Source organism: Candidatus Poriferisodalis sp., from assembly GCF_965208555.1.
Lineage (GTDB): Bacteria > Actinomycetota > Acidimicrobiia > Acidimicrobiales > Poriferisodalaceae > Poriferisodalis.
Genome location: NZ_OZ242342.1, coordinates 283,000 through 306,316, shown reverse-complemented (window position 1 = coordinate 306,316; position 23,317 = coordinate 283,000). Strand labels below are relative to the sequence as shown.

General features: G+C 65.3%; 19 protein-coding genes and 1 CRISPR repeat array. Of the genes, 13 read left to right on the top strand and 6 right to left on the bottom strand.

Going from position 1 to position 23,317, the window contains the following annotated elements; all coding sequences use genetic code 11:
• The first annotated feature begins 84 nt into the window (after positions 1 to 84).
• From cas7u to cas2, 6 genes are read left to right on the top strand one after another with little or no spacing between them, the layout of a single operon-like run.
• Positions 85 to 1,332 carry a type I-U CRISPR-associated RAMP protein Csb1/Cas7u gene (gene cas7u, locus ACOGXE_RS01700; protein ID WP_419932233.1) on the top strand — a complete coding sequence of 416 codons (1,248 nt, stop codon included), beginning with the start codon at positions 85 to 87 and terminating at the stop codon, positions 1,330 to 1,332.
• Complete coding sequence (gene csb2, locus ACOGXE_RS01695; RefSeq protein WP_419932232.1) at positions 1,329 to 2,933, top strand: type I-U CRISPR-associated protein Csb2; 1,605 nt, start codon at positions 1,329 to 1,331, stop codon at positions 2,931 to 2,933. Before cas7u ends, csb2 begins: the two co-directional genes overlap by 4 nt.
• Positions 2,930 to 5,941, top strand: a complete 3,012-nt coding sequence (gene cas3u / locus ACOGXE_RS01690) for a type I-U CRISPR-associated helicase/endonuclease Cas3 (protein ID WP_419932231.1) — start codon at positions 2,930 to 2,932, stop codon at positions 5,939 to 5,941. The genes csb2 and cas3u overlap by 4 nt, the downstream gene beginning before the upstream one ends.
• Positions 5,941 to 6,873: a hypothetical protein gene (locus ACOGXE_RS01685; protein ID WP_419932230.1), complete on the top strand. Its 933-nt coding sequence runs from the start codon at positions 5,941 to 5,943 to the stop codon at positions 6,871 to 6,873. The genes cas3u and ACOGXE_RS01685 overlap by 1 nt, the downstream gene beginning before the upstream one ends.
• On the top strand, positions 6,866 to 8,506 hold the full coding sequence (cas1, locus tag ACOGXE_RS01680; RefSeq protein ID WP_419932229.1) for a CRISPR-associated endonuclease Cas1: 1,641 nt from the start codon (positions 6,866 to 6,868) through the stop codon (positions 8,504 to 8,506). Before ACOGXE_RS01685 ends, cas1 begins: the two co-directional genes overlap by 8 nt.
• A gap of 4 nt (positions 8,507 to 8,510) precedes the next feature.
• Positions 8,511 to 8,807, top strand: a complete 297-nt coding sequence (gene cas2 / locus ACOGXE_RS01675) for a CRISPR-associated endonuclease Cas2 (RefSeq protein WP_419932228.1) — start codon at positions 8,511 to 8,513, stop codon at positions 8,805 to 8,807.
• A 170-nt stretch (positions 8,808 to 8,977) separates the two neighbouring features.
• A CRISPR array of direct repeats spans positions 8,978 to 10,656; the repeat unit is 36 nt; unit sequence GTTTGGCCGATCAATTGATCGGCCCTTCATTGAAGC.
• A gap of 123 nt (positions 10,657 to 10,779) precedes the next feature.
• On the opposite strand, the gene ACOGXE_RS01670 is transcribed toward cas2, so the two are convergent.
• Positions 10,780 to 11,085, bottom strand: coding sequence for a hypothetical protein (locus ACOGXE_RS01670; protein ID WP_419932227.1), 306 nt, complete (start codon positions 11,083 to 11,085; stop codon positions 10,780 to 10,782).
• A 68-nt stretch (positions 11,086 to 11,153) separates the two neighbouring features.
• On the bottom strand, positions 11,154 to 11,306 hold the full coding sequence (locus ACOGXE_RS01665) for a hypothetical protein (protein WP_419932226.1): 153 nt from the start codon (positions 11,304 to 11,306) through the stop codon (positions 11,154 to 11,156).
• Between the two features lie 611 nt (positions 11,307 to 11,917).
• Between ACOGXE_RS01665 and ACOGXE_RS01660 the strand changes: the two genes are divergently transcribed.
• From ACOGXE_RS01660 to ACOGXE_RS01650, 3 genes are all read left to right on the top strand, one after another.
• A complete protein-coding gene (locus ACOGXE_RS01660; RefSeq protein ID WP_419932225.1) occupies positions 11,918 to 12,094 on the top strand; it encodes a hypothetical protein in 177 nt (58 codons plus the stop codon).
• Between the two features lie 59 nt (positions 12,095 to 12,153).
• Positions 12,154 to 12,372, top strand: coding sequence for a hypothetical protein (locus ACOGXE_RS01655; RefSeq protein ID WP_419932224.1), 219 nt, complete (start codon positions 12,154 to 12,156; stop codon positions 12,370 to 12,372).
• Between the two features lie 109 nt (positions 12,373 to 12,481).
• On the top strand, positions 12,482 to 12,670 hold the full coding sequence (locus ACOGXE_RS01650) for a hypothetical protein (protein WP_419932223.1): 189 nt from the start codon (positions 12,482 to 12,484) through the stop codon (positions 12,668 to 12,670).
• 46 nt (positions 12,671 to 12,716) lie between these two features.
• Here ACOGXE_RS01650 and ACOGXE_RS01645 read toward each other — a convergent pair whose 3' ends face one another.
• The 3 genes from ACOGXE_RS01645 to ACOGXE_RS01635 form a co-directional block, all read right to left on the bottom strand.
• Positions 12,717 to 14,024, bottom strand: a complete 1,308-nt coding sequence (locus ACOGXE_RS01645; RefSeq protein WP_419932222.1) for a HipA domain-containing protein — start codon at positions 14,022 to 14,024, stop codon at positions 12,717 to 12,719.
• A 10-nt stretch (positions 14,025 to 14,034) separates the two neighbouring features.
• Entirely contained in the window at positions 14,035 to 15,312 is a 1,278-nt protein-coding gene (locus ACOGXE_RS01640; protein ID WP_419932221.1) for a hypothetical protein, read from the bottom strand.
• Positions 15,313 to 15,559: 247 nt separating this feature from the next.
• Entirely contained in the window at positions 15,560 to 17,512 is a 1,953-nt protein-coding gene (locus ACOGXE_RS01635) for a cell wall-binding repeat-containing protein (RefSeq protein WP_419932220.1), read from the bottom strand.
• Between the two features lie 830 nt (positions 17,513 to 18,342).
• On the opposite strand from ACOGXE_RS01635, the gene ACOGXE_RS01630 reads away from it, so the two are divergent.
• The gene (locus ACOGXE_RS01630) at positions 18,343 to 19,299 is read left to right on the top strand and encodes a hypothetical protein (RefSeq protein ID WP_419932219.1); all 957 of its coding nucleotides are present in this window, start codon (positions 18,343 to 18,345) and stop codon (positions 19,297 to 19,299) included.
• Between the two features lie 7 nt (positions 19,300 to 19,306).
• On the opposite strand, the gene ACOGXE_RS01625 is transcribed toward ACOGXE_RS01630, so the two are convergent.
• Complete coding sequence (locus ACOGXE_RS01625) at positions 19,307 to 20,227, bottom strand: hypothetical protein (RefSeq protein ID WP_419932218.1); 921 nt, start codon at positions 20,225 to 20,227, stop codon at positions 19,307 to 19,309.
• A 91-nt stretch (positions 20,228 to 20,318) separates the two neighbouring features.
• On the opposite strand from ACOGXE_RS01625, the gene ACOGXE_RS01620 reads away from it, so the two are divergent.
• From ACOGXE_RS01620 to ACOGXE_RS01610, 3 genes are all read left to right on the top strand, one after another.
• On the top strand, positions 20,319 to 20,876 hold the full coding sequence (locus tag ACOGXE_RS01620; RefSeq protein WP_419932217.1) for a hypothetical protein: 558 nt from the start codon (positions 20,319 to 20,321) through the stop codon (positions 20,874 to 20,876).
• 253 nt (positions 20,877 to 21,129) lie between these two features.
• A complete protein-coding gene (locus ACOGXE_RS01615) occupies positions 21,130 to 22,170 on the top strand; it encodes a hypothetical protein (protein WP_419932216.1) in 1,041 nt (346 codons plus the stop codon).
• Positions 22,160 to 22,984, top strand: coding sequence for a nucleotidyl transferase AbiEii/AbiGii toxin family protein (locus ACOGXE_RS01610; RefSeq protein ID WP_419932215.1), 825 nt, complete (start codon positions 22,160 to 22,162; stop codon positions 22,982 to 22,984). The genes ACOGXE_RS01615 and ACOGXE_RS01610 overlap by 11 nt, the downstream gene beginning before the upstream one ends.
• The last annotated feature ends 333 nt before the right edge of the window (positions 22,985 to 23,317 follow it).

Sequence of the window (23,317 nt, the reverse complement as noted above, 5' to 3'; positions counted from 1 at the left end):
TCGGGCTTGAGTACATGTCACACCCCTCCATCAGCATGCGCACAGCGCACTTGATTGCGCAGTATCGCCAGAAAGGACACATGAATGGCTGAGTTGACCTACGAGATGCTGCGGGAATCTGTGGCTGGCGGTGCCGTCGCGTTGCGCTCGATCATGAGTCTCCAGCCTGCCGAAGGCGAAGGCGGCAAGGTGTTTCCGCCCACTTATTCGGTGGAGCGCGGCGCCGTGCACAAGTACGCCATTGAGGAACGGCAGGTCGGCGACCGTGTGTCGACGACTGTGCTTCTTGACTCAGTGGCATCGCAGGCGAATCGGGCTGAACTGGCGCTCCTGGAGGGCTGGGAGGCCGAGCAGTTGCGCTTCCCGGTGCCGTTCGTGGACTTCTCGGGCGAACCCGATGTGAGCGACATCGGGCGGTTGACGGTGCTCGAAGCGCCGCACCGACTCGCTGACGCGATCTTCCGGGACAGCCTGCTTGATGGAACGCTGTTCCGCTTGTCCGAGGTTGGTAGGGCGATCACTGACGCCCAGCCTCGCAACGCGACGGCGATGTTCAGGTACGCGCCAACGGCGTTGCTGTTCGGCCAGTGGGATTCGACGGGGCCGAAGGGCGGTTTGGGTGCCAAGTTCCAGCGGGCGTACGTTGCCGAGATTGTGGGCGATTGCGCGGTACCCGGCAAGGGTGTGGCCAGCAGAATCGATCCCTTTCAGATCGAACGGGCCGCTGCCGTTCTCCTAGAACACAGGGACAGCGAACAGTTGTGGACGCTCGACCCCGAAGAGGCAGAGAGGGATGCGAAGGGGCGACCCAAGCCGTTCAAGAAGGATGGCCGACCCTCCGAAGCGCTGCACGGGAACATCACGCCGAGCTTCCACACAAATGCCGACGGCAACGTCATCAACGGCGGAGTAACCGTTTCCTCCGCTCGTCAGACGACCGTGCTGTCGCTAGCGGCACTTCGTCGGCTCAGGTTCGCGGATGTCAGCCGCGAAGCGACCGTGGCTGCCCGCACAGCGGTGGCCGCGCTGGGCGTCGCTGCCATCGCCTACGGCTATGAGATGGACTTCGACCTACGGTCGCGTTGCCTGCTCATCCCCCAGCACGCTCCCAACGTCGAACTCGTGTGGCGAGACGGATCCGAGCCAGCAATCGTCGAGCTTGGCCGCGAATCAAGCGCAGCACTCGTCAAGCGGGCAGCAGCCGAGGCGGACGCAGCGGGCCTCGGCTGGGAGGCCGGTGAGATCCGCTTGGAGCCTGCGCCCAAGCTCGTGGAGCTGCTTCGCCGCAGCAGGGAGGTGTCAGCCCGAGAGGGAGCAGCGGACGCCTCATGATCGCCATCGAAGTGACACTCTTGACCGGCCGCTACGTCGCGACAGCGCATCACGACCGGCACGAGCACGAGTGGCCGCCGCACCCTGCCCGCTTGTTCTCGGCATTGGTCTCGGCATGGGCTGACTCAGATACCCCAGACCCTGCAGAACGCGCAGCGCTCGAGTGGCTGGAGGCACTTGGCGCTCCTACGATCTCAGCCTCGCTGCTAGACGATGTTGTTGCGCGGACGCCGGTGGGCTACTTCGTCCCGGTGAACGACGCGGCAGTAGCGACTGGCAGCGCCCCAGCCGCAAGGGTGCTGCCCGAGGGAGTGTTGCCCCCCTCGACCTATGCATGGCACAAGAATCGGAGTGGCAAATTCCAGCGTGGCGGCGAACGCGGTGATTGGATAACGGGCCGGGGCAAGCAGGAGCGTCAGTTCCCTTCGGTGACACCGCCGTGTGCGATCGTCACATTCGCATGGAGCGACACGCCCGAACTTCACATGGCGGGATCGCTCGACGGTCTCCTTGCCAGAGTGACGCGCATCGGACACTCATCCTCGCTTGTGTCGTGCCGATTGATTGATGACTGTCCTGAGCCGACATTGCTACCGGGATCTGGATCGCTTGTACTCCGTTGTACCCAGCGTGGTCAACTTGCGGCGCTGGAGGCGGCTCACCGACAGCATCAGGGAATGCGTCCGCGGGCACTGCCGTTTGTCGGAGTCCGGTACTCCGAGCAGACGGAAGCAGAAGAGCGTTCGCCGACGGCTGTGCGGCCCGACAACGCGGGCGATCTCGTTGTGTTCGAGCTTCCGATCGGCCAGCGCCGCTTCCCGACAATCCGAACGGTGGAGCTGACCGAGGCACTGCGCGGCGCGACCTTCCGCCACGCGGACGACCCGCTGCCGGAGGGTTTGAGCGGTCATCTGGCCGATGGCAGACCCAGCCGGCATCCCCACGTCGCGTTTCTGGCGCTGCCGAATGTCGGCCATGACTACGCAGATGGCCGGATCATGGGCCTCGCGGCGATGCTTCCTGCGTCGCTTCCTGAAGAAGCGGCCAATGCTGCCTATCGCGCGATCGGCACCTGGGAGCAGGCTGCGCCGCAGGGCCGGTGCCGTCTGACGCTCGGCGGCGAGGTCATGGACTTGCATCGCAGGCAGCCGCCATTCGAGCTCAGCACGTTGCGTACCGCCACGTGGTCGCGGCCTTCGTCGGAGTGGATCAGCGCAACGCCGATCGCGCTCCCGAAGAATCCCGGCCGGTTGACCTCCGGGTCGCCGGCTGCGCGGGCGCGGGCATGGGCGGCGGCTGAGGAAGAGGTGCGTCAGTCGTGCATACACGTCGGGCTGCCTGATCCGGCCGCAGTTGCAGTGTCGCTGGACCCGCTGCTTCCCGGCGCGCGGCCAGCCGGTCACTACCCCGCCTTTGTGCAGGGCACTCGGCGGGGCGAAGGCGTGCGTCGCCGATTGGTGCACGCTGCGGTGCGGTTCGATCAGGACATCAGCGGACCGCTCGTACTGGGCTCGGGCAGATTCCTCGGCCTCGGCCTCATGCGACCTGCCCCGACGCGCTCCTCGCCCGCCGATGACGGCCAGCCCGTAGGGCGGCGATGAGCGCCGAGGCACTTGTTGCGACCGAATTCGGAACGTTTTTCCGGTCAGTTCACGGGTATGAACCGTATCCGTGGCAGACGCGTCTGACAAACCAAGTCCTCGCCGAAGAGCGATGGCCGGACGTGATCGACCTGCCGACCGGCGCGGGCAAGACAGCAGTGCTCGACACAGCGGTCTTCGCGCTCGCCGTCCGCCCCGAGGTGTTCCCGAGACGCATCGTCTTCGTCATCGACCGCCGCATCGTCGTCGATCAGGTGTGCAAGAGAGCTCGACAGATCAGTGATTCCATTCGCGCCGCGGACAGCGGAGTGCTCGCCAGAGTGCGCGGCAGGCTCAGCGAGATCGCTGGCGATGCTGATGCACCGATCGGCGTCTCTGCGCTGCGCGGCGGCATCCCGCTCGACAACGACTGGGCGATACGGCCAGACCAGCCGTGGGTGATGGTCTCCACGGTGGATCAGTTCGGTTCGAAGCTGTTGTTCCGCGGCTACGGCATCAGCGAAGCGATGTGGCCGATCCATGCCGGGCTAGCGGGCAATGACTGCCTGGTCATCCTCGACGAGGTTCACCTGAGCAAGCCGTTTGCCGCCACGCTGCAAGACGTGCGCAGCGAGCCATCGGCCAACTCCTTCAACAGCTCCTTGCTGCCCCAGCGGGGCGGAATCGTCGAGATGTCGGCCACGCCTTCGATAGTGGACGGCGTCAGGTTCGCACTGCAGCCTGAGGCCGACCTCGAAGGCGACAGCGAGGCCGTGACACGGCTGCGACGCATCGCTCGGTCCGCCAAGCGTGCCCGTCTGGTCGAGGCAGCCGGCCGTGACGCGTACTCGGCGCTGCCTAAAGAGATCGTGCGAATTCTCCAGAGCGACCTGCATGACTCGGAGCGAAGCATCGGGGTGATCGTGAACCGCGTGCGCACGGCGCGCGAGGTGCAGCGGGCGCTGTCTGAGGCCGGCGTCACGGCGCACCTTCTCACCGGTCGCATGCGACCGCTGGACCGCCAGCGACGACTCCGCAAGATCGAAACCCTGGTCGACCCAGACAGGCGCGACCCCGATGCGGAGCGCACTGTCGTTGTGGCGACCCAGGCCATCGAGGTCGGTGCCGACTTCAGCTTCGATGCGCTCGTCACCGAGGCATGTCCGTTCGACAGTCTCCGCCAGCGTGTCGGCCGTCTCGACCGCCGCGGCACCTTGGCTGAACGCACAGGCGAGCCCGCACGCTGCTGGGTGCTTGGCCTCAAAGCAGAACTCGCGAGCAAGCGGCCCGACCCGGTCTACGGGGAAGCCGTTCGGGTGACGTGGAACGAGCTAGCTGACCGGGCCGGCGACTGTCCGATCGACATCGGCCCCGCGAGCAAGCAACTCGACGGCTTTCCCCAAGAGGCGGGCGCGCCAGCCCGAACGGCCCCTTTGCTCCTGCCTACGCACATGGACGCGTGGACCCAGACAAGTCCCGAGCCTCTGGTTCAGCCCGGGATCGGTGACTTCCTGCACGGTTTCGACGAGAATCCGCCCGAACCCGAGGTGTCCATTGTGTGGCGCCGAGATCGCAGCGCAGAAGCGCTTCGATTGGTGCCGCCCCGTCCACCAGAACAGCTGTCGGTGCCGCTCTCGGCGGCGACGGCATGGCTGCGAGGCGCCGAGGAGACACCGGTCGCCGATGTCGCGAGCGCGGTTGTTGACGCTGGGCGAGACAGGGCTGACGATGCGTTGACCGCTCCTGTGTCGAGATCAGTCCTGCGGTATGTCGGAGGCAACGACATCGTGCAGGAAGTCGATGTCGAGGACATCGGGCCCGGCGATGTGCTGCTGGTTCATCCCCACGTCGGCGGCCTCAGCGAAGGCACTTGGAACCCGCTGCACGCTGAGAAGACTGACACTCGACCAAGCGCCGGCGGCGGATTGGCGGTGCCTGACTCGGAGGTGGATGATCTCGGCGACGAAGCCCAGTGGGCCTACCAGCGTCGCCGCACGATACGACTCGATCGACAGCTCGAATACCAGCTCAAAGAGTGGCTCGGTGACGATGCGCCGACGCTTCCCCGGCCGATCAGCGACGATGCAGCGGCCGACAGCTTCGCTGAGGAGAACCTGAGCTCACCCAAAGAGAGCGCACGGCGGTGGATCGACGATGTGCTCGCTCACGCCCCCGTCGCGGTGCCGATGCACTTGCAGTGGCTCGCGGGCGATCCAGACGCCGATGAGGAGACAAGACTCGGCACGCTTCATGTCCTGAAATCCGGCGAGTTTGACATCGAGATGGTCAGCGTCCCGGTTGACGGGCTGAGCCCTCGCCAGCCATCGGAGTCCTACTACGTCCTCGCCGAGCGCTCCGTGGAGTCGACGACGCTGTCGAACGATGACGATGCATCGTTGACAGGCACCGGAGTGCCGTTGGCAGCACACCTCAGCGGCGTAGGCCATCGTGCTGAAGAGTTTGCGGCGCGACTCGGGCTGTCGTCGGCGCTGGCGAGCGATTTGACACTCGCGGGCGAACTGCATGATCTCGGCAAGATCGATCGCAGGTTCCAGGCGCAGATGGTCGGACACGATCCCGTCAGGCTGGCGATGCAAGCGACCCCGCTCGCGAAGTCGCTTCGAGGCGTTCGCACCCGCCGTGACGCCTGGCCGCCAGTGCGCCACGAGGTCGCCAGCGTTGCCCTGGCGCAGTCAGCAGAAGAGGTTCTGCGCCGCGCCCATGATGCCGACCTGGTGCTCCATCTGGTCGCAACCCATCACGGACGAGGCCGACCGTTGCCTCGCATCGTCCGGGACGACTGCCCTCAATCCCTCAGGTACGACATGAGGGGCGTCGTGCTGAGCACTCGGACCGACTTCAGCGAGACACCCTTGGCGCTGGACATGGCCGATCGCTTCTGGCGGCTCTGCGCCAAGTACGGGCACCACGGCCTCGCCTGGCTCGAAGCCATCCTCCGTCTGGCCGACCACCGCCAAAGCGAGGCCGAAGCGCTCGGCATTGGCACCACCGATTCGGAGGCCCGCTGATGGCGGAGCTGGAGCTACCGGGATTGTCTGGCAGCAACCCGCTCGGGTTCATGGCTGCGCTCGGCGTGCAGGTGGCGCTTGCCGAGACGAATGGCGAGCTGCGTCTTGGGTGGACCGACTCGCTCGTTCCTGCGGCAATTGTCGACTCGGAGTTTGATGTTGATGAGATCGTCGCGCGAGTTGTCTCGGTGTCCAGGAGCTGGGCGTCAGGACCAGCGCTGAATCCAGCGCCTACCCGCGACGACGTCAAGTTCCCGGCGAATGCGATCCGGGACTACCTAGACCAAGCCCGTGGTTTGAGGGATGGCGCCTTGGCGGCATCGTTGGTCGCCGAGAACAGTCTCGATGCGGTGTCGGGAACGAAGGCGAAGCCGACAGACCTTGACTTCACATCCGGGAATCAGAAACTCCTTGACATGATGAGACGGGTCCTAACCGAGACGAGTCCTGACGACATTGCAGGGACCGTGTTGGGTGCATGGCAATACAGCGACAGACTGCCTTCGCTCGGCTGGGACGTTGTCGACGACCGCCAATACGCGCTTGAGGCGTTCGACCCCACAGACTCCAAGAACAATCCGAAGCTCTCCTGCCCGGGCGCCCAGTGCCTTGCCATCTTGGGCATGGCCAGTTTCTCGGCGTTTCGTGGTGGCCGGAAGACTGCGACAACGGCCTGCCACGGCACGTGGAACCAAGGCTGCTTCTCGTGGCCTCTTTGGGCCCACCCGGTGTCACTCAGCGTTTCGCGGACGCTTATCTCGCATGCATCGATTCCGCCCGACGACGTGGTTAGCGCGGGTTCAGATTCGCTGAGGTCTCGGTCCCGTCAGTTCGCCGGCTGGGGACTCTTCCAAGTCCTAGCTTCGAATATCGATAGGTCCAGCAAGTATGGGCGGTTCGGTCCTCCTCGGGTGATTTGGCAGCGTGACTGAGGCACCCGATCTTGTTCCGGCTCGGATGGTGAACGAGTTCGTGTACTGCCCGCGGCTGTTCTATCTCGAGTGGGTGCAGAGCCGGTTCGAGGACAATGCGGACACGGTTCATGGCCGTTATGTGCACCGCCGGGTGGACGAGGGCGGCGGGCGTATGGGTGGGTCGTCGGAGGACGATCCGGTGAGCAATGCGCGCTCGGTGCTGGTCAGTTCAGAGCGCCTGGGGCTCATTGCCAAGACGGACATTGTTGAGGGCTTCGACGGCAGGGTGGTGCCGGTGGAGGTGAAACGCGGCCGACCGCCCAAGCATGGTCCTGCCTGGGAGCCTGAGCTGCAGCAGTTGGCCGCGATCGGGTTGATCCTGCGTGACAGCGGTTACGACTGCGATGAGGGCCAGTTCTATTTCGCGGCGTCCCGCGAGCGCACGACAGTGGAGTTCGACGATCGCTTGCTGGGCAAGACGCTGGACACCGTCGAGCGACTGCGCGGTGTTGCGGCAGCCGACGACGCGCCGCCGCCGCTGGTGGACAGCCCGAAATGCCCGCGCTGCTCGCTGGTAGGCATCTGCTTGCCCGATGAGACCAACTTCCACGCCGGTCGCGAGGAGAAGGCGCCGAGGCGTCTGACGCCGCGCGACTCGGAGGCACGGCCGCTGTATGTGACTGAGCAGGGCGCTCGCTTGGGGATCAGCCAGCGGCGGGTGGAGGTGAAGGTCAACCGTGAAGTGGTGCGCAGCGACCGCCTGATCGACATCTCGCAGATCAATCTGAGCGGGAACGTGCAGGTGTCGACTCAGCTGCTTCATGCGGCGTTCCGGGGGGACATTCCGGTGTGCTGGTTCAGCTATGGGGGATGGTTCCAGGGGATCGCCCACGGCCTGCCGTCCAAGCATGTGGAGCTGCGCCGGCGCCAGGTCGCGGTGGCGGCCCAGGCGGGGCTGCCGCTGGCCCGCCAGATGGTCGTCGGCAAGATCCGCAACTCCCGCACCTTGCTGATGCGCAACTCGCGCGAACCGGTGGATGCTGCGGTCGGGCAGCTGAAGGATCTGGCGGCGAAGGCTGCGGAGGTCGATTCGATCGAGTCGCTGCTGGGCATCGAGGGAGCCGCGGCCCGCTCGTACTTCGGCAGCTTCGCATCGATGCTGAAGGACGACCGGCTGGGCACGTTCGACTTCGCGGGACGCAACCGGCGCCCGCCACTCGACCCGGTGAACTGCCTGCTGTCGTTTCTGTATGCCTTGCTCGTCAAGGATCTGACGGCTGTGGCGTATTCGATCGGCTTCGATCCGTACTTGGGCGTGTACCACCGGCCGAGATTCGGGCGGCCTGCTCTCGCTCTCGACCTGGCAGAGGAGTTCCGGCCGATCATCGCCGAGTCGGTTGTCATCAACGCAGTGAACAACGGCGAAGTGTCTCAGAGCGGCTTCGTCATCCGTGCTGGGGGAGTGGCGCTTGAGCAGGCGGCACGCCGTGCCGTCATCGCGTCGTACGAAAGGCGCCTCGACCACGAGATCACCCATCCCACCTATGGCTACAAGATCACCTACCGGCGTGTGCTCGAAGTGCAGGCTCGGATGCTCGCAGCAGCGATGCTCGGCGAGATTCCCGAGTATGTGCCGTTCACCACGAGGTAAGTTCGTGAGCGGTCGCCGTCGGTATCTCGTGTCCTATGACATCAGAGATCCGCGGCGTCTCCGGAAGGTCCACAAGGCCATGAAGGCATACGGCTGGCCGATGCACTACAGCGTTTTCATCAGCGACCTAGACAGCATCGAGCTGATCAATCTCAAAACCGAGCTCGGCGAAGTCATCCATCACGGCGACGACACCATCGCGTTCGTTGACCTCGGAATGCCTGCTGAGCGAGGCAGAGACTGCTTCGACTTCCTCGGCAATGCGCCGCCATTGCCCAGCTCCGGGCCGGTTATCGTCTGATGCGAGCGGTCCGGTCAGGCCCTGATCCCCGGGCAGCGCTCGCAGCCCCGAAGTACGGGCCTAATCTGCACCTTGACAACCGAATGAACCGCTTCGCGAGCGCCTCTACGCGTAGAGCGCTCGCAACCGCTTCCGAAACCGCTGGTCAACACCAGTAGATTTCGAGAGGGGTTTGGCCGATCAATTGATCGGCCCTTCATTGAAGCTTGGTCAGAATTGATCGGCCCTTCATTGAAGCGGCTGTCAGGAGCGGGTCGCGTGCCGCAACGTTTGGCCGATCAATTGATCGGCCCTTCATTGAAGCTTGGTCGGCGACGTACACCCAGCGGCGTGCTCCCCGCAGTTTGGCCGATCAATTGATCGGCCCTTCATTGAAGCCATGCTGAACGACGCAGTGCGCAACTCGAGCAGCGCACGGTTTGGCCGATCAATTGATCGGCCCTTCATTGAAGCGGGATCGACTCGGCGATCCTCGCCGAGATGGACGACGACGTTTGGCCGATCAATTGATCGGCCCTTCATTGAAGCGTGCCGCCTGGGAGAATGAAGGGAGGGGCACCCTCAGTTTGGCCGATCAATTGATCGGCCCTTCATTGAAGCGTGCAGCGGCCCAGCTCGATTAGGCGCTTGCGGATGGTTTGGCCGATCAATTGATCGGCCCTTCATTGAAGCTCGAGACGAGCCATCTCCCGCACGGAGAACTCGCGTGGTTTGGCCGATCAATTGATCGGCCCTTCATTGAAGCGAGGCTGCCGCAGTAGTCCTCGGCGAGGTACCTGATCGTTTGGCCGATCAATTGATCGGCCCTTCATTGAAGCCTGTATGCCCGACTTGACAACCTGGCGATGATGGTGTGTTTGGCCGATCAATTGATCGGCCCTTCATTGAAGCCCGTACACCGCTGTGACTGCCAGAATCCACTGCTCCATGGTTTGGCCGATCAATTGATCGGCCCTTCATTGAAGCCCATGTCTGATCGGACTACGCGCCAGCGACCGTCATGTTTGGCCGATCAATTGATCGGCCCTTCATTGAAGCGCGATCCTCACCGACGCGATGCCGCTGATCGACGACGAGTTTGGCCGATCAATTGATCGGCCCTTCATTGAAGCGCTGTGGCTGCGGGTGGTGCGGTCGCACCGCATCCGGTTTGGCCGATCAATTGATCGGCCCTTCATTGAAGCCCGTTGCCCCATTGCTCACGCTGGCGCCCGCGCTCTGCGTTTGGCCGATCAATTGATCGGCCCTTCATTGAAGCGGTGGTGGCGCCCACCGGGGTGGGCGAGGCGGCGGGCTGTTTGGCCGATCAATTGATCGGCCCTTCATTGAAGCATCGTTCCCGCCCGGTAGCCCCACCACGCGCTGGTGAAGTTTGGCCGATCAATTGATCGGCCCTTCATTGAAGCCTCATTCGTCGCATCCCTTGAGCGTGAGCCGGACGATGTTTGGCCGATCAATTGATCGGCCCTTCATTGAAGCGTCGCGCTCGACATCGAAGTCGATGGAGTCACGACCGAGTTTGGCCGATCAATTGATCGGCCCTTCATTGAAGCTACACCTACGCCTACTACGGCAGCCCATCGGTAGTCGCGTTTGGCCGATCAATTGATCGGCCCTTCATTGAAGCTTTTCGATCTTCGCGGCGTTCCACTGCTCGGGCGTGGTCGTTTGGCCGATCAATTGATCGGCCCTTCATTGAAGCTGTCTCCTGTTCTCCAACCCTGAGGGGCTGGCGGTGAGGTTTGGCCGATCAATTGATCGGCCCTTCATTGAAGCGTCGTTGGGCATCCACACTTCGACCAGCCCGAGCCGGGTTTGGCCGATCAATTGATCGGCCCTTCACCGCTGCGATGTTGGCACGACGATGACATCGTTACGCGATCCGTCATGCGTGGAGATGTGCGGGGCTGACGGCCTCAACGGAGTCCGTTCCGTGTGCAGTTGCTGCGGGAATGACTTACGTGCTTACCCGCTAGCGGAGCAGTCGTGACGCGGCGTGAGCGATGAGCGCGGCGAGGTCGGCGGCCTCGGCTTCGCGTTCGCGCTCGCTCAGATCGAGATCGAGGATGGCCCTGGAGTGCTGCTGGGAGAGACGGCGCAATTCGGTAACGCCGTCAGGGTCGAGTTCACCATCGGCGACAGTCTCGGTGGGCTCAGCGCGGTAGGGAGCGGTGCCGACCATGCGCGCGACGCAGCCGGCGATGATCAGCTCCAAGTCGGCCACGTCAGCGCTGGCGTGGGAGTTCGTCTGCCATATGCCGACCGTGGTGCGCAGCATCGCGAGTTCAGCTGCGTCGAGCGGTGGGGTCCGCGGCGGGGTGGCGGGGCGACGCTTGCGCCGGAACATCAGCGGCGCGGGCGGGGTGGGATGGCGGTGACAGTTTCGATCAGCGTGTCGAGCTGGGCCTTGATCCGGTCAGTCTTGGAATCGAGCGGGTCGATAAGCTCGCCGAGCGCTCGGGTCGATGCTCGCATCGCGCCGCGCCGCACCGGCGTCACCGACCACGCAGTCGATCTCGATCTTGATGCCAGTGATCTTCGCGTCGAGATCGTCCAGAGACGCAGGGTCGGTCAACACCGTCACTCGGCCGCCATGCTGAGCGATCCGGCTGCCTGACGCAGAGCCCCGCAGTAATCATCCGAGAGCCGCTCTTCTCCGCAGCCTCCGCGATGGCTGCGAGCACGAACGCGGCGAACGTGATCGCCAGCGGGTCGGGTTTGCCGAGCGGCCATTGGAACTCGGCAGTGAAATCTTGCTCGATGGTCTCAGCACGACCGTCGAGGCTCATCGCCTACCTCGCGGCTGCGGCTTAGGGTCAGTCGCAGCGACCGCGTGGGCGATCCGCTCGGCGCTGTCGGGAACGACCGGCTTGTCAGGCTCCGGCTCGCTGGACTGAGGGGTGGTTACCATTTCCGCAACGTAGCAAATTGTGCTATACAGCTAACTCGATTGAGCCCTTTGAGCTGGTTTGGCGGTTGCTGCCAACACCCGCCCCGCTCGGGGCCGCAGCCGACGTGTCGGAGGACTCCGGCGTTGCCGTGGTCCCCTTCGGCGCAGCGACGAACCGAACCGCGTCATCGCCCGCGTCGCTGTGGCTACAGTGCCCCCAATGCAACCGAACCACATCGAACCCGATCACGCGCTCGCTGTGCGAGCCTCTGGCAGCGTCATGGACTACATGATGGACAGCAAGCTACGAATGCAGTCGGGCGAGGTGCGCAAAGCCGCTGAACGCTGGTGCGATGCCTACGACGCCGTGCTCGCCCACATCAAGAAAAACCGCTAGCCGTGGCGTGGTCACGGAAACCCGACACCCCAGCCGGCCGGCGGACACAGCGCGTGTTCATGGCACTCGCCATCACCGGCTGGCTGATCCTGCGAAACACCGACGTGCCCGCCTTCGGTCAGGTCCTGTTCTGGGTCGCCGCCGCAGCAATCGCCATCGCGTACCGGCCCGTCGAGAAGCATCGCAAACGCAACCCGCACGACCTACGCAACCCCGAAGAACGCCCCCAGCACCCAGCCAGGGACCCTCAGACCACGCCCGATACACAAAATTCCTGACAGACCCCATCTCCTGCCCGATCTGCAGGTCGACGAGAGCACCACGATTGAGCTTCTTCACTCGGGTCGATGGGCAACCGTGAGGGTCCGCGTTGTATGGACTTCCGATGTGGCGTTCGATGCTGTGATCCTCGCGCCGGAGCTTCAGTTGTCGCCGAGCTTCGACCTAGAGCCGACGGCGGGAAACATGGTGCTCGGCCAGCAGGTCTATTTCTGCGGATTCACAAATCTCGCGCCGATGCCTCACGAGACCATCAATCGTGGATTCCCCGTACCCGTCGTTAGGCAAGGCATCTAGGTGTCGTGGACATAGAGGTTGGCTTGACGCGGTCTTGAGCGTTGCTTCAGTTGGCTGCGAGGGCGGTGAGGCAGTGCTGGGATCGTTGGGTCATGGCGGTTGTGAGGGTGTGCACGATCGGTGCTTGGCGCACGTCTTCGGGGAGTTCGTCGGCGGCGCGGGTGAACGCGCCGGCGAGGGCTGCGGCAAGCGCGGCTGCGCGCAGAGGTCCTTCGGCCGGCGCGATCCCTATGGCGGCGGCTGCGGCTCTCCATGCTGCGGGGTTGTCGGCTGCGAGGATGCGGCGGTCTGGCAGTGCTGACATGGCCATCGTGTGCGAGCTGATGAGGTCGGGTTCGTAGGGCTGCATGGACCAGATGTCATACAGCGGCGCGAGCCGGTGGCCGGTGTGGGCCAGCTGCAGGCCGTAGTTCTTCGCGTGGCCGTCGAGGTTGCAGACGAGCCAGTTGAACACGAGCGCGTCGAGAAAGCGCCGCTTGTCGGTGTCGGGCTCGGCGGAGTGCTCGGCGAACAGGCGGGCGAAGCGGCTGATGGGGTGCCCTCCGAAGTCTGACTGGTAGATCCCGATGTCAGGCTCGCCGCAGGCTTGGTGCAGATCTTCTTGGTGGGCGCGGGCCACGGTGCCGTTGGGACTGGTCGGCCGGTCGTCTCGAGTGACGGCGATGACGCTGTGGCTGCCGATGCGCAGAGGCTGCGATCGCGCTGCCGCCAGGCCGCAGTGGCGGGCGGCGGCGAGGCAGAGGTGTTCGTTGATGGCCTGGTCTTGTAGGCCGGGCATGGAGGGCTTGAGGATGTGCGTGGAGGCGTTGGTGCCCCATGGTTCTCCCCAGCGGTCGCCGTCGCGGACCAGGGCAGTCTTGGACTGCGCGCCGGCGAGGCTCCAGGCGGATCGCGTGCCTTCGCGTCGCCAGTTCTTCTCGCGCACCAGTTGGTCGACGAAGCCTTCGAGCTGAGCCGTGCTGAGCCAGTCGATTCCTGAGGGACGCTCGTGAAGTCCGGCGGCGGCGCCGTAGGAGAATGTCTGGACTGCGCCGGGCAGGTCCAGGCCGACTGCGGTGCCGAGCACGTCGAAAGCGCTGTGAGACAGGGCGCCGTGTCTGGCTGCCCAGCGGCGCCGCACGAGCTGATTGGTGGGAAGCAGCCCGTCGAGCCAGCCGCTGATGCGTCGGCCCACTACTGGTGGCCCTGTCAATGGCATGGACACCGACAGCGGCACCGCGGCGGGGTCGGCGGCGTAGTCGTCGCTGTAGGCGAAGCGCAGCTCGCCGCGGTGGTGGTCGAGGACGCCGGCGGGCTTGCCGCAGATGTGCACAGTGAGAGGCTCGGGGGCGTTCATGGCACTTGATTTCGGCATCTGGGTCATCTCAGCGGGGTTTGCGGGGTGGTGCGGGCTCGAATCCTCGTGCAGCCAAGCCCAAGAAGAGGCGGCATTTTGTGGTGCCTCCGTTCCATCGGGGGCCGTCACCGTGTCGGCTCAGGAAGGCCGCCTTGTCGGCTGTCCTTGTCTGTGCCTCCCTGCGACACCACCACAGTCCGATGATCGACTCCCAGCACAGGTCGACGATCGCATAGGCGGCGATCCACAGGTATGCGGCGATTCCGAGGCTCAAGAGCAAAATCAGGCCGCTGTTCAGCACATACACGGCGAGATCCCAGTTGCCGGCCCCGCGTGGCATGGCGTAGCGGATTGTGGTCTGGCGCAGCAGGAGGAAGCCGGACGCGCCGAAGCTGAGAATGAACCAGATCGCGAATCGGACTCGTCGGTGTCGTTTCAGTCGCCGCCGCATCTCTTGTTCGATTGAGGAGTCGCTCAGGTGCTCGCCTGCTGGTTCGTCGGGCATGGCGTCGGCCAGCGCGAAGCGCTCTTCCAGGTGACCCCACAGCGAGGTCGGCTCGCGGCATGTCGTGACCGGCACGACGAGCCAGATCGCATTGTCGGGCACGAGCCTCCGGACACGGCTGTACACCGTCGGCGAGCCGTCGAGGAGCGGCGAGTACTGCCGCAGCGTCAGGCGCCCACACGGCTGGTCCGCGTACTCGGTCACGAGAGCATCCACCACCAGGCATCGCACGGTGGCGTCGTCGTTGAGCATGTCGTGTGCCGACGCGAGCACCACCAGCCTCGTGCTGCTCGAGGACTGCGGGACAGCGCGCAGTGATCTCGACAAGTGCCTGCGGTTCTCCTTGGCGTGCACTTCGACGTCCAGCTCGAATGCAGCCTGGTAGCTGCTGCCGTCTGTCTCGTCGGTGGCGACGAGCGGCCGGTAGTGCCATTGAGTGATGGCGAAGCCGCCCTTGGGTTGGGTGTCCATCGTCAGGAGGTAACGGCGCAGTGCGCGGCTGGCTCGCAAGCGCCTGGTCTTGGCGGGCTTGACCTGCAGCGGTATCCATCCATGCTCCCGAATGTGTTGGCACAAACGTTCGGCGGGCAGACCGAGGCCGCCGCTTGCGACTCGCGTGGCGACGCGGTCGCGGGTCTTCTTGGCGGCACTGCGGGCTGCGCTGCGGCGCCGGACCCAACGCTCGGTCAACCTCCTCCCAAGCGTCCGGAGATAGGGGAGCATGGCCGACGTCGCGGCGAGCGCCACCAGCGCTTGGCCTTCCCCGCTGCTGAAAAACGTCCAGATGCCGCCGTCGCTCATGCCCGGCTCGCCACGCAGTCCACGGCCGGCACCTCATAGATCTCGCTGCGGCGATCGGGCACGACTGAACAATTGGGCGACGCCATAGCGACGGAGTGGGCGAGGTGCCGACTCATGACCGTGAGATGCCTGGGACCGAGCACGGCGAACTGCGATAGCGAGGCCGTCGGTGACACACAGCCGAGTTATACACACATGCGCTGTGTCGAGGGGCGATCTGTTGTCACACCTGCCGACGGCCACTAGTTCATCTGTCCGGCTTGTGATCGGCGCCGACGGTCCAGATGTGGGTGTCGCGGCCGCTGTTGGCGTGACTGTTGAAGATGATCCGCTTGCCGTCGGGGGACCAGTGGGGGTTCAGCTCGGTGCCCTCCGTGGCGGTGATGTCGGTAACGGTGCCGGTCGCGACGTCGAGGACTGCGATGTTGGTCTCGACGTTGTTGGGGTCGTCGCGCGGCCCAGCGATGCGCGCCAGCGCGATCTGAGTGCCGTCGGGGGACCATGCGAGCTTGCTGAACCAGTGCGGCGAGGGTTCCCAGGAGCGGAGGTTGGTGCCGTCTGTGTTCATCACGCCGAGCCGAAGGCCGGTGCCCACGGCGAGCTGCGAGCCATCAGGAGACCATGCCGGGTGCGACTCCCAGCCGCCGCCCTTGTTGATCTCCGCCTGATTCGCTCCGTCGGCGTCGACAATGACGATGTAGCGGTCGGTGCCGACGGGCGGCGAGACGGTCCGGTCCTGCCAGGTGGTGCGATGGAACGCGATCTGGGTGCTGTCAGGGGACCACGTGGGGTAGTCGTCCTCGACGGTGCCCTCGGTGATCCTGGTCAGGTTGGTGCCGTCGACGTCGGCGACATAGATGTGCCGTCGTTGGCTCGCATAGCCGGTCCCGCCCTCGAAGCTGAGCACCGACAGGGCGATCTTGGTTCCGTCCGGCGACCACGCAGGCTGGTTGAGCGATGCGCCGGGTGTGCGCAGCACAGCGGTGGCGTTGCTGCCGTCGGCGTCGGCGATCGTCATGGTGCCGACGTGGATGTAGGCGATCTTGGTGCAGTCGGGCGACCAGGCGGGCTCGCGGGCGAACGTGGTGCCGGCGATCAGCTGTGATGGCGGATCAGTGCTGTTGCCGCCGCAGTCGAGCGCGGGCTCGGCGATGTCCGGGTCGAGCGGGCTATCGGCTTCGGGGCCGAGGTAGCCGTCGAGGGCGTCCTGGGAAACAGCGGCTTCGCCACCGAACACCGTCAGCGTGACCCCGTCGTCGTTGGCGCTCCGGACGCCGTCGAGAAAGCTCGATGTGCTCAGTGGGATCTGCTGCGGGTCGGTCAGCAACAGCGGGGCGCACTGGCGAGCCATCAGCGCCGCTGCGCTGAAAGAGTCGAACGGCACCCGAGCACGCGCCAGACCGACCTCGGCCCCAGCGAAGCATCCGCCGCCGACGAAGTCCGCTGCGTATTGGCCGGTGAGGACCGCAGTCTCGAATCGGGTCGCTCCGGCCATGCGGTCCACGGCGATCCCCAGATCCGCGACAGCGGACTCGACCTCGGCGGACAGCGCGGCGCTGCCGCCCAGCAGCAGAACACGCTCGATGCCGGCGCCAGAAAGGAAATTGGCCACCGCAGAATGCAGTTCGTCGCTGCCGCTCAGCAGCACCGGCACCTGTCGGTGCGCCGACAGCGGACCCGCAACCAGCGCGTCGGCGAACACCTCGCCGTTGGCGACGACTGCGACCTTTCCGCTGACGTCTTGACTGCCCTGGCCGACCAACCACCGCGCTACAGACGCGCCGGTCTGGTAGCGGTCGTCACCGCCGAGACGCGCCACCGACATTCCGGCCGCCTCGAGCGCTCTGAACACGTCGGGCGACACCGTCGTGTCTGGCCACTCGCCTGTCGTGACCACGGTCACCTTGGTCGCGCCGACGCTTTGGAGGAATTCCGCAGCGTCTTCGCGCAACCGATCCGGCGGTGTCATCAGCACCGGCCCCGCCACACGACCTGCAACTGCTGCGGCGACGACGGCGTCGTGCCAATGGCGACCCGAGACCATCACCACATGCTCCAGCGTCCCGCCGGCGTCGGCCGCCGCCGCTTGTGCCACCAGCAGCGACGTCGCATAGCGATCCGCACCCCCGTAGCGGACAATCTTCACCGAACCGGGTTCGACGGCTGATGTCTGTGCCGACGCGATCGTCGCAGGCGCCACGACAGCGCCAAGCGCGATGACACATGCGAGCAAGCCGAGGACTGCTCGTCGATTCGCTGCAGGCAGACGAGAGCGACGTCGCGCCACAGCGCGGTGGGTGTCAGACACAGGTGGGTCCCTTCGGTCAGAGGGTCGAGGTTTGTCACCAACACCGACGCAGCAACCGAGCCGAAGGGACCCGTGAGGGACCCTCTGAGATCTCTGGTTGCATGCGCCGCAAGAAGCGACGGTGCTGGTGACGAGCCAAACGGTAGCCGCTCAGCGCGCCCGGAGCGCAACAGATCGGCCACAGGCCCTGGACGATGGATGCCGATGACGACACGTACTGCGTCCAGACCGAGATGAACGCGTCACCGAATCGCGTGTGCGCAATCCCGATCTACTATCGGCAGCGCCGGTCCGCTTGAAGAAGTCCCCGGTGCCACTGACCCAGCATCCAGCGAGGGGGTGGCACCGGGGCGGGCGACCGGTATCTCGGGGATCAGACGGCGGGGCCAGCCGCACAGCCAGTACGGAAGCTCCGTCGTCTGATCCTCAAAGCCGTCTCAACGCGCCACAATACCAATGCAGCGCACGGGCGGCGAATGCTCGGTCCGAAACCTGCGTGTGAACCGAATGCACCCGAGCGGAGACATACAAAAATCATCGAATAGGTCTGGTGATTGACAAAAGAGGTTTCGCCAGATGGCGAGACCTCCTCGCAGTGGAAGCTACCGGCAACCCTGCTTGGGGCGAGGATCCGCCAGAAGGCGAAGCCACCGCCTCAAGAGCCGACAGCGCTCCGACCGTCATTCGCCTCACCGTCACATTGCAGGTCTACGGTCGGGCTCATGCAACGCGACGATCACCAGCCTTTGCCGTATCGGGCCGAGCCGGCACAGGCCCGATGGCTGCACAACTACCGAACGCTGCACAAAGCGACCGGCGTCGACCCTCTTCGCTGGCCCGAGGCCGACTCGGTCAATGGCTGGCACTATGCCTGGTGGGCAGTCGACTTCGCAGAGCCAGGTGGCCCGCGTCTTGGCGTCGTCGACGTGCTCACCCGAGAAGACCCTGAGAGATGCACATGGCCGCATGCTGAGGCCGTCGCAGCGATCAGTTCGGCATGGCCTACCGGCCCTATTGCGATCCCCGAGACGACCGGCCACCGCGTCTGGGTGCCTGCTGCGCTGCGGCTGCCTGCCACGACCCATGTCGGCGAGGATGACGATCTCGACGCCGAGCGGGACATGTTCGAGCTGGCCGCAGCAGCCACGAGATGCCCGACATTCCTCAGCGGAGAGCCATTCCACGAATGGTGGAGCGAGCTCGACGCCGTCGCCGTCGGCTACGAAGCTGACACTTTCGATGTGGTGACCATGCACATCACTGCCTGGCTGCTGCACCCCGAGGACTGCCTCGGCGAAGTCGAATGGGAATGCGTACGCCGCAGACCCCCGCACGGCGACTTCACGCTCGAGGACGAGCACCAGCTCGACAGAGTGGGACGACTCGGCGCGATGGTCGACGAGTGGTGCCCGATTCCCGAGGGCGACCCGGTACTCGCCGAAGCCATCGGACACGCCTACGACGTGCTCGTCGAAGCACCCGAACTGGACTCGCACTGGCTGCTGCACCGGATCAGCCTCGACCCGAGCGGCCCGTCATGGTGGTGCCGCTGGTGCCCCCAGCGCGAGCGCCGACCCGCCCAATACGTCACCGGCGGCCCCGACGGCACCGTGAGCTGCGCAGCGCACCTGCCCGAAGCAGCCCGGCTCGAACTGGCTCTGAACGCACACGAGCTCTGATCCCCAACTACCTCGCCCGTGCCCAGCCGGCAACCTGAGTGGCGCTCAGCCGTACACTCCGAAAGCGTGTCCGCAGGCCCATCGGCAAGTGCCAGTAGTAGCGGATTCCCGATACGACGCTCGGGAGTCGGAGCTCCCTAGCGAGCGAATCAGCCATCCACAGCGCACCGAAGATGGCAACGCCAACCTCCAAAGCCGAGATCTCATCTCGCATGACGTCGGCCAGATAGACGATGGGAATGAGCTCGATCAACCATGAGTGGATGAGGATCAACGCGAGATACACGGCGGCAGCCAGCGGAAGAAGAACGGATGGCGAGAGCTTGCAGGATCGGCTCTCATGGCGCACCTTTGAAGCCCATTTGTTCGAAAGCGGCCGAGACGTGGTCGCCACTCGTGCAAGTACGCCTTCGCCTCGGCGCGGCCACCGCACCGTCGTCACGATCGCGCCTCCGTTCTTCAAATTGCGCTCTGCGGCCGTCGTGAGCGAATCCGCGTCCGTAGACTTGACGGCTGCCATATCGCGTTTCGACCCTTGTATGAAGTCGCCGATACGCGAGACTCGCCACTTCGGGAATTCCAAGACGAAGGGCACGTCGCCGTCTTCTTGAACGGCGCACCCGGCCGCCTCGGCCACTGAGTCCACAAGCTCCTCGGCGTCGCGGCTGGGAACGACGCTGATCCAGACATCGCACGGCGAATCCGGCATTTCGGCCGCCTTGTACCTGACGATCGACAGGTAGCGAGAGCGCCACCCCGGGCTGCGCGCGCCCAATGACTGCGCTGCGTCGCTGACATCAACCGCTGCGCCGGTGGGGAGGATTCGCCACCATGTGCGCGTTCTGCATCTCCGCGGGCAACGTCTCAAGAAGCGAAGTGAAAGCACAACGACGGCAACAGCGACCACTTCAGTCCAGAAGAAGGTCACTTCAAGTCCAATCTGGGCGAGTCACGGCCCGCTGCATTGCTCGTCTGCAGAGGTAGGCACTGCCAGCGCCGCGACCGAGACTGCCACAGATATGGCATATCAAGCTGGAGGCATCTCGGCCCGCGGCGGCCCGCTGGCGTCACGCGCGGGTGAGCTCACGCGGATCGACGCTGGGTACTCTGAGCTCGTGGCCGAAGCGGCACGAACCGTATTCATCACTGGTCCGGGGTGGTTTGTCCGCGCCCGTGACCTGCCCGCGCTCATCGCGGATGACGACGGCCGCGGGCGCACGGTGGGCATCAGCCAGTTCTGCAAGGACTGGGCGCCCTCAGACCATGCTCGCCGCCTGGAGATGATCGCCGAAGCGCCCCGCCGGCTTCATTGGTGGCATCGCTTCGGCGCCCGCCGCTTCGACCTACGCCGGATCGCTGCGGTGGTCGATGCGCTGTGCGAGCGCGACGACGTTCCGACCCCCGAGTGGGCCAGTCCTCGGCGTGCGCGCCGGCCGGTGACGCTCATCGATCCTGACTTCGAGTCGGATCCCTGGAACGACTACGTGAGAGCCGAAGCGCCTCCAGCGTGCGCACGACACGAAGTGTGGTTCCGGCCCGTCGACCTCGAGGACCACCGGGTCCACGGCTTCAGCTGACTCGAGCCCCGGCACACCGAGCGGACCGCGACGCCACAGAGAAGCGAGGGACTTGAATGGGGGAACCAGGGGGAACCGGAGACTCAACCCCAGCTCTGACCTGCACAAAGACAATCCCTCCTCCCCGAATCTCAAGCGAGCAGCGCCCGAGGCAGCGGCTTTCGAGCACGCAACCGACGCAGCTCGGGGAGAGCTATGCCAACTGTGTACGTTGTTGGTGTGCACACGAATAGCGAACAGTAAGGCTGGGTCGATGACGCGCCGGACGGGTCTCGAGGTCGAGCGCGAAGCGCGTTGGGCGCTGCTGGAGGCGCTGGGCCGCGTGGGCGCCGCTGGCGAAATCGTTGATGGCGACGGCGGAGAGTGGGATTTCGTAGTCGACGTACAGGGCAGCCGTTTCGCGGTGATCGCGAAGACGGTGGTGACTGCCGGCAGCGTCCACGACATGATCGGCCGCTATGAGGGCTCTGGGATGCCGGTCGTCGTGGTTGCGGACCGGATCGCCCAGGGGGCGAAGGACAGGCTGCGCGAGGCGGGGTTGAGCTTCTTCGACTTGCGGGGCGAGCTGCGCCTGACTGCGTTGCCGCTGTTCATCGACACGGTCCTGAGCACCGGCCGCGGGCACGACCGGCCGTCGAGCGCGCCGTTGAGCAGCCAGGTGGCCAAGGAGGCCGCCATAGCGTGCCTTGCGACGCCTGATCGGGGGCACGGCGTGCGTGAGGTCGCACGCTGGATCGACCGCTCGGCGAGCTCGGTATCCGACGCGATGCGCGGGCTGCGCGACGCCGGGCTGGTTACGGCAAGCGGCAAGCCGCTGTGCCCTGAGCTGTTCTTCGAGCTGCTGGGCGTCTGGCATTCGAGCCCGGTCAGGTTGGCGGCCGTTCCGGACACGACGTCGCAGCGGGTCGTCGAGCGGCTTGGGCTCGGCCTCGAGGACGTCGAAGGCAGCGTGGGGTGGGCGCTGACCGGCACCGTTGGGGCGGCGCTGTGGGGCATCCCGATCGTCGCACGCGGCGACTACCCGCCCGACTTTGTGGTGCCCGACGCGGTTGCGCTGCGCGCAGCACGGCTCATGCTGCGACCAGCCGAGGACCCCGAGACGCGGGGCTGCACGGTCGCGGTGGCGCCGGTGCGACTGGCGTGCCTTCGGCGCGTGGACCGCGGCGGTCTGGGCGGCGTCGGGTGGCCGGTCGTGAACCACATCTTGGCTGCGCTCGATATCGGCCAGGACGCTGCTCGCGGCCTCGAGGCCATCAACCGCTGGCGACCTGAGGGGATCGTGCGTGCCTGGTGACCATGTCGTTCTCCACGACAGCCCGGACGGATCCATCGGAGCGTTCGTCGAGACCCTGGCACAGTTCCCGGCCGAGCCTCAGTGGGCGGTGATCGGCGGCTTTGCGGTCAATGTGCGTATCGCCGGTTTGCATCGAATCACCAACGATGTCGACGCTGTCAGCGCCGATCCGCTGCGGCTGGTGGAGGTTCTGGTCGGGCTCGGCGCGCAGCGCACCAGGACGGCAGAGCTTGTGATGGGATCGGCGGGCACGGAGGTGATGATCGACGTGTTGGCGGACGGCTACGAAACCGAGCTGCCCGCTGAGGCGGGAGCGCGGGCGTTCGCTTTGGCTCGTCGGATGGCCATCAGCGATGCCACGCCTGTTCTTGTCGAGGTCGCGCGTGGCGCCGAGACTGTGGCAGCGGCGACGGTTCCGGTGGCTTCGACGGATTCGCTGATCGCGCTGAAGGCAGCCGCGCTGCCGCGTCGACAGGGCACGAGGACCCATCCGAAAGTGGGTTCGGACATTCACGACATGACGCGCCTGGTGCGGCTCGGCGACGACGATGCGGTGGTCGCGGGCATAGGCGGCTTCAGTGTCGAGCTGCTCGAGACGACTGGCCGTGTGATGGAGTCCTGGTTCGCGTCTGGGGACGCCGTCGAGCACGCTTTCGCTCGGCTGCGTGCGTTCGATCAGTCCGACGAAGCACAAACGGTCACGATTGAGGAGCTCGGCGGGCTTGGCGGGCTTGGCCAACGGATGATCGAGTCGGCGCAAGTCCAGACCCGCGATCGGCGCCAACCCCCGCCTGGACGCAGCCCCGGTCTCTGATCAGGCCCCACGCGACGGGACTCGGTCGACGCAGGCGCCCGGGCGCTGCGTCGAGCGGGTCAGCTTGGCCGGTGGTCGATTGGGCCGCGCCGGCCGACATTTGAGACCCGAGGCGGCCACGGAAACGGAAGGAGCACTTGATGTGGACTATGCGCTGCCAGCAGTGTGCGATGTCCTTGCAGCAGACCCGAGCCGCGATGTGACCGAGTCCCTCAGTGCGGCTGCCGGAGCGCATCGATGCCCTACTGATGGCGACAGCGAGGGGACTTGAACCGGGGGAACATGGGGGAACTACAGACTCAACCCCTATGCTGACCTGCGCAAAGACAGTCC

Excerpts from the sequence above, each read along its gene's own strand:
- cas7u (WP_419932233.1), top strand. The coding sequence starts at position 85 with ATGGCTGAGTTGACCTACGAGATGCTGCGGGAATCTGTGGCTGGCGGT.
- ACOGXE_RS01685 (WP_419932230.1), top strand. The coding sequence starts at position 5,941 with ATGGCGGAGCTGGAGCTACCGGGATTGTCTGGCAGCAACCCGCTCGGG.
- ACOGXE_RS01620 (WP_419932217.1), top strand. The coding sequence starts at position 20,319 with ATGGCATATCAAGCTGGAGGCATCTCGGCCCGCGGCGGCCCGCTGGCG.
- ACOGXE_RS01655 (WP_419932224.1), top strand. The coding sequence starts at position 12,154 with ATGGCACTCGCCATCACCGGCTGGCTGATCCTGCGAAACACCGACGTG.
- ACOGXE_RS01615 (WP_419932216.1), top strand. The coding sequence starts at position 21,130 with ATGACGCGCCGGACGGGTCTCGAGGTCGAGCGCGAAGCGCGTTGGGCG.
- ACOGXE_RS01660 (WP_419932225.1), top strand. The coding sequence starts at position 11,918 with ATGCAACCGAACCACATCGAACCCGATCACGCGCTCGCTGTGCGAGCC.
- ACOGXE_RS01630 (WP_419932219.1), top strand. The coding sequence starts at position 18,343 with ATGCAACGCGACGATCACCAGCCTTTGCCGTATCGGGCCGAGCCGGCA.
- cas3u (WP_419932231.1), top strand. The coding sequence starts at position 2,930 with ATGAGCGCCGAGGCACTTGTTGCGACCGAATTCGGAACGTTTTTCCGG.
- ACOGXE_RS01640 (WP_419932221.1), bottom strand. The coding sequence starts at position 15,312 with ATGAGCGACGGCGGCATCTGGACGTTTTTCAGCAGCGGGGAAGGCCAA.
- ACOGXE_RS01645 (WP_419932222.1), bottom strand. The coding sequence starts at position 14,024 with ATGCCGAAATCAAGTGCCATGAACGCCCCCGAGCCTCTCACTGTGCAC.
- ACOGXE_RS01670 (WP_419932227.1), bottom strand. The coding sequence starts at position 11,085 with ATGCTGCGCACCACGGTCGGCATATGGCAGACGAACTCCCACGCCAGC.
- csb2 (WP_419932232.1), top strand. The coding sequence starts at position 1,329 with ATGATCGCCATCGAAGTGACACTCTTGACCGGCCGCTACGTCGCGACA.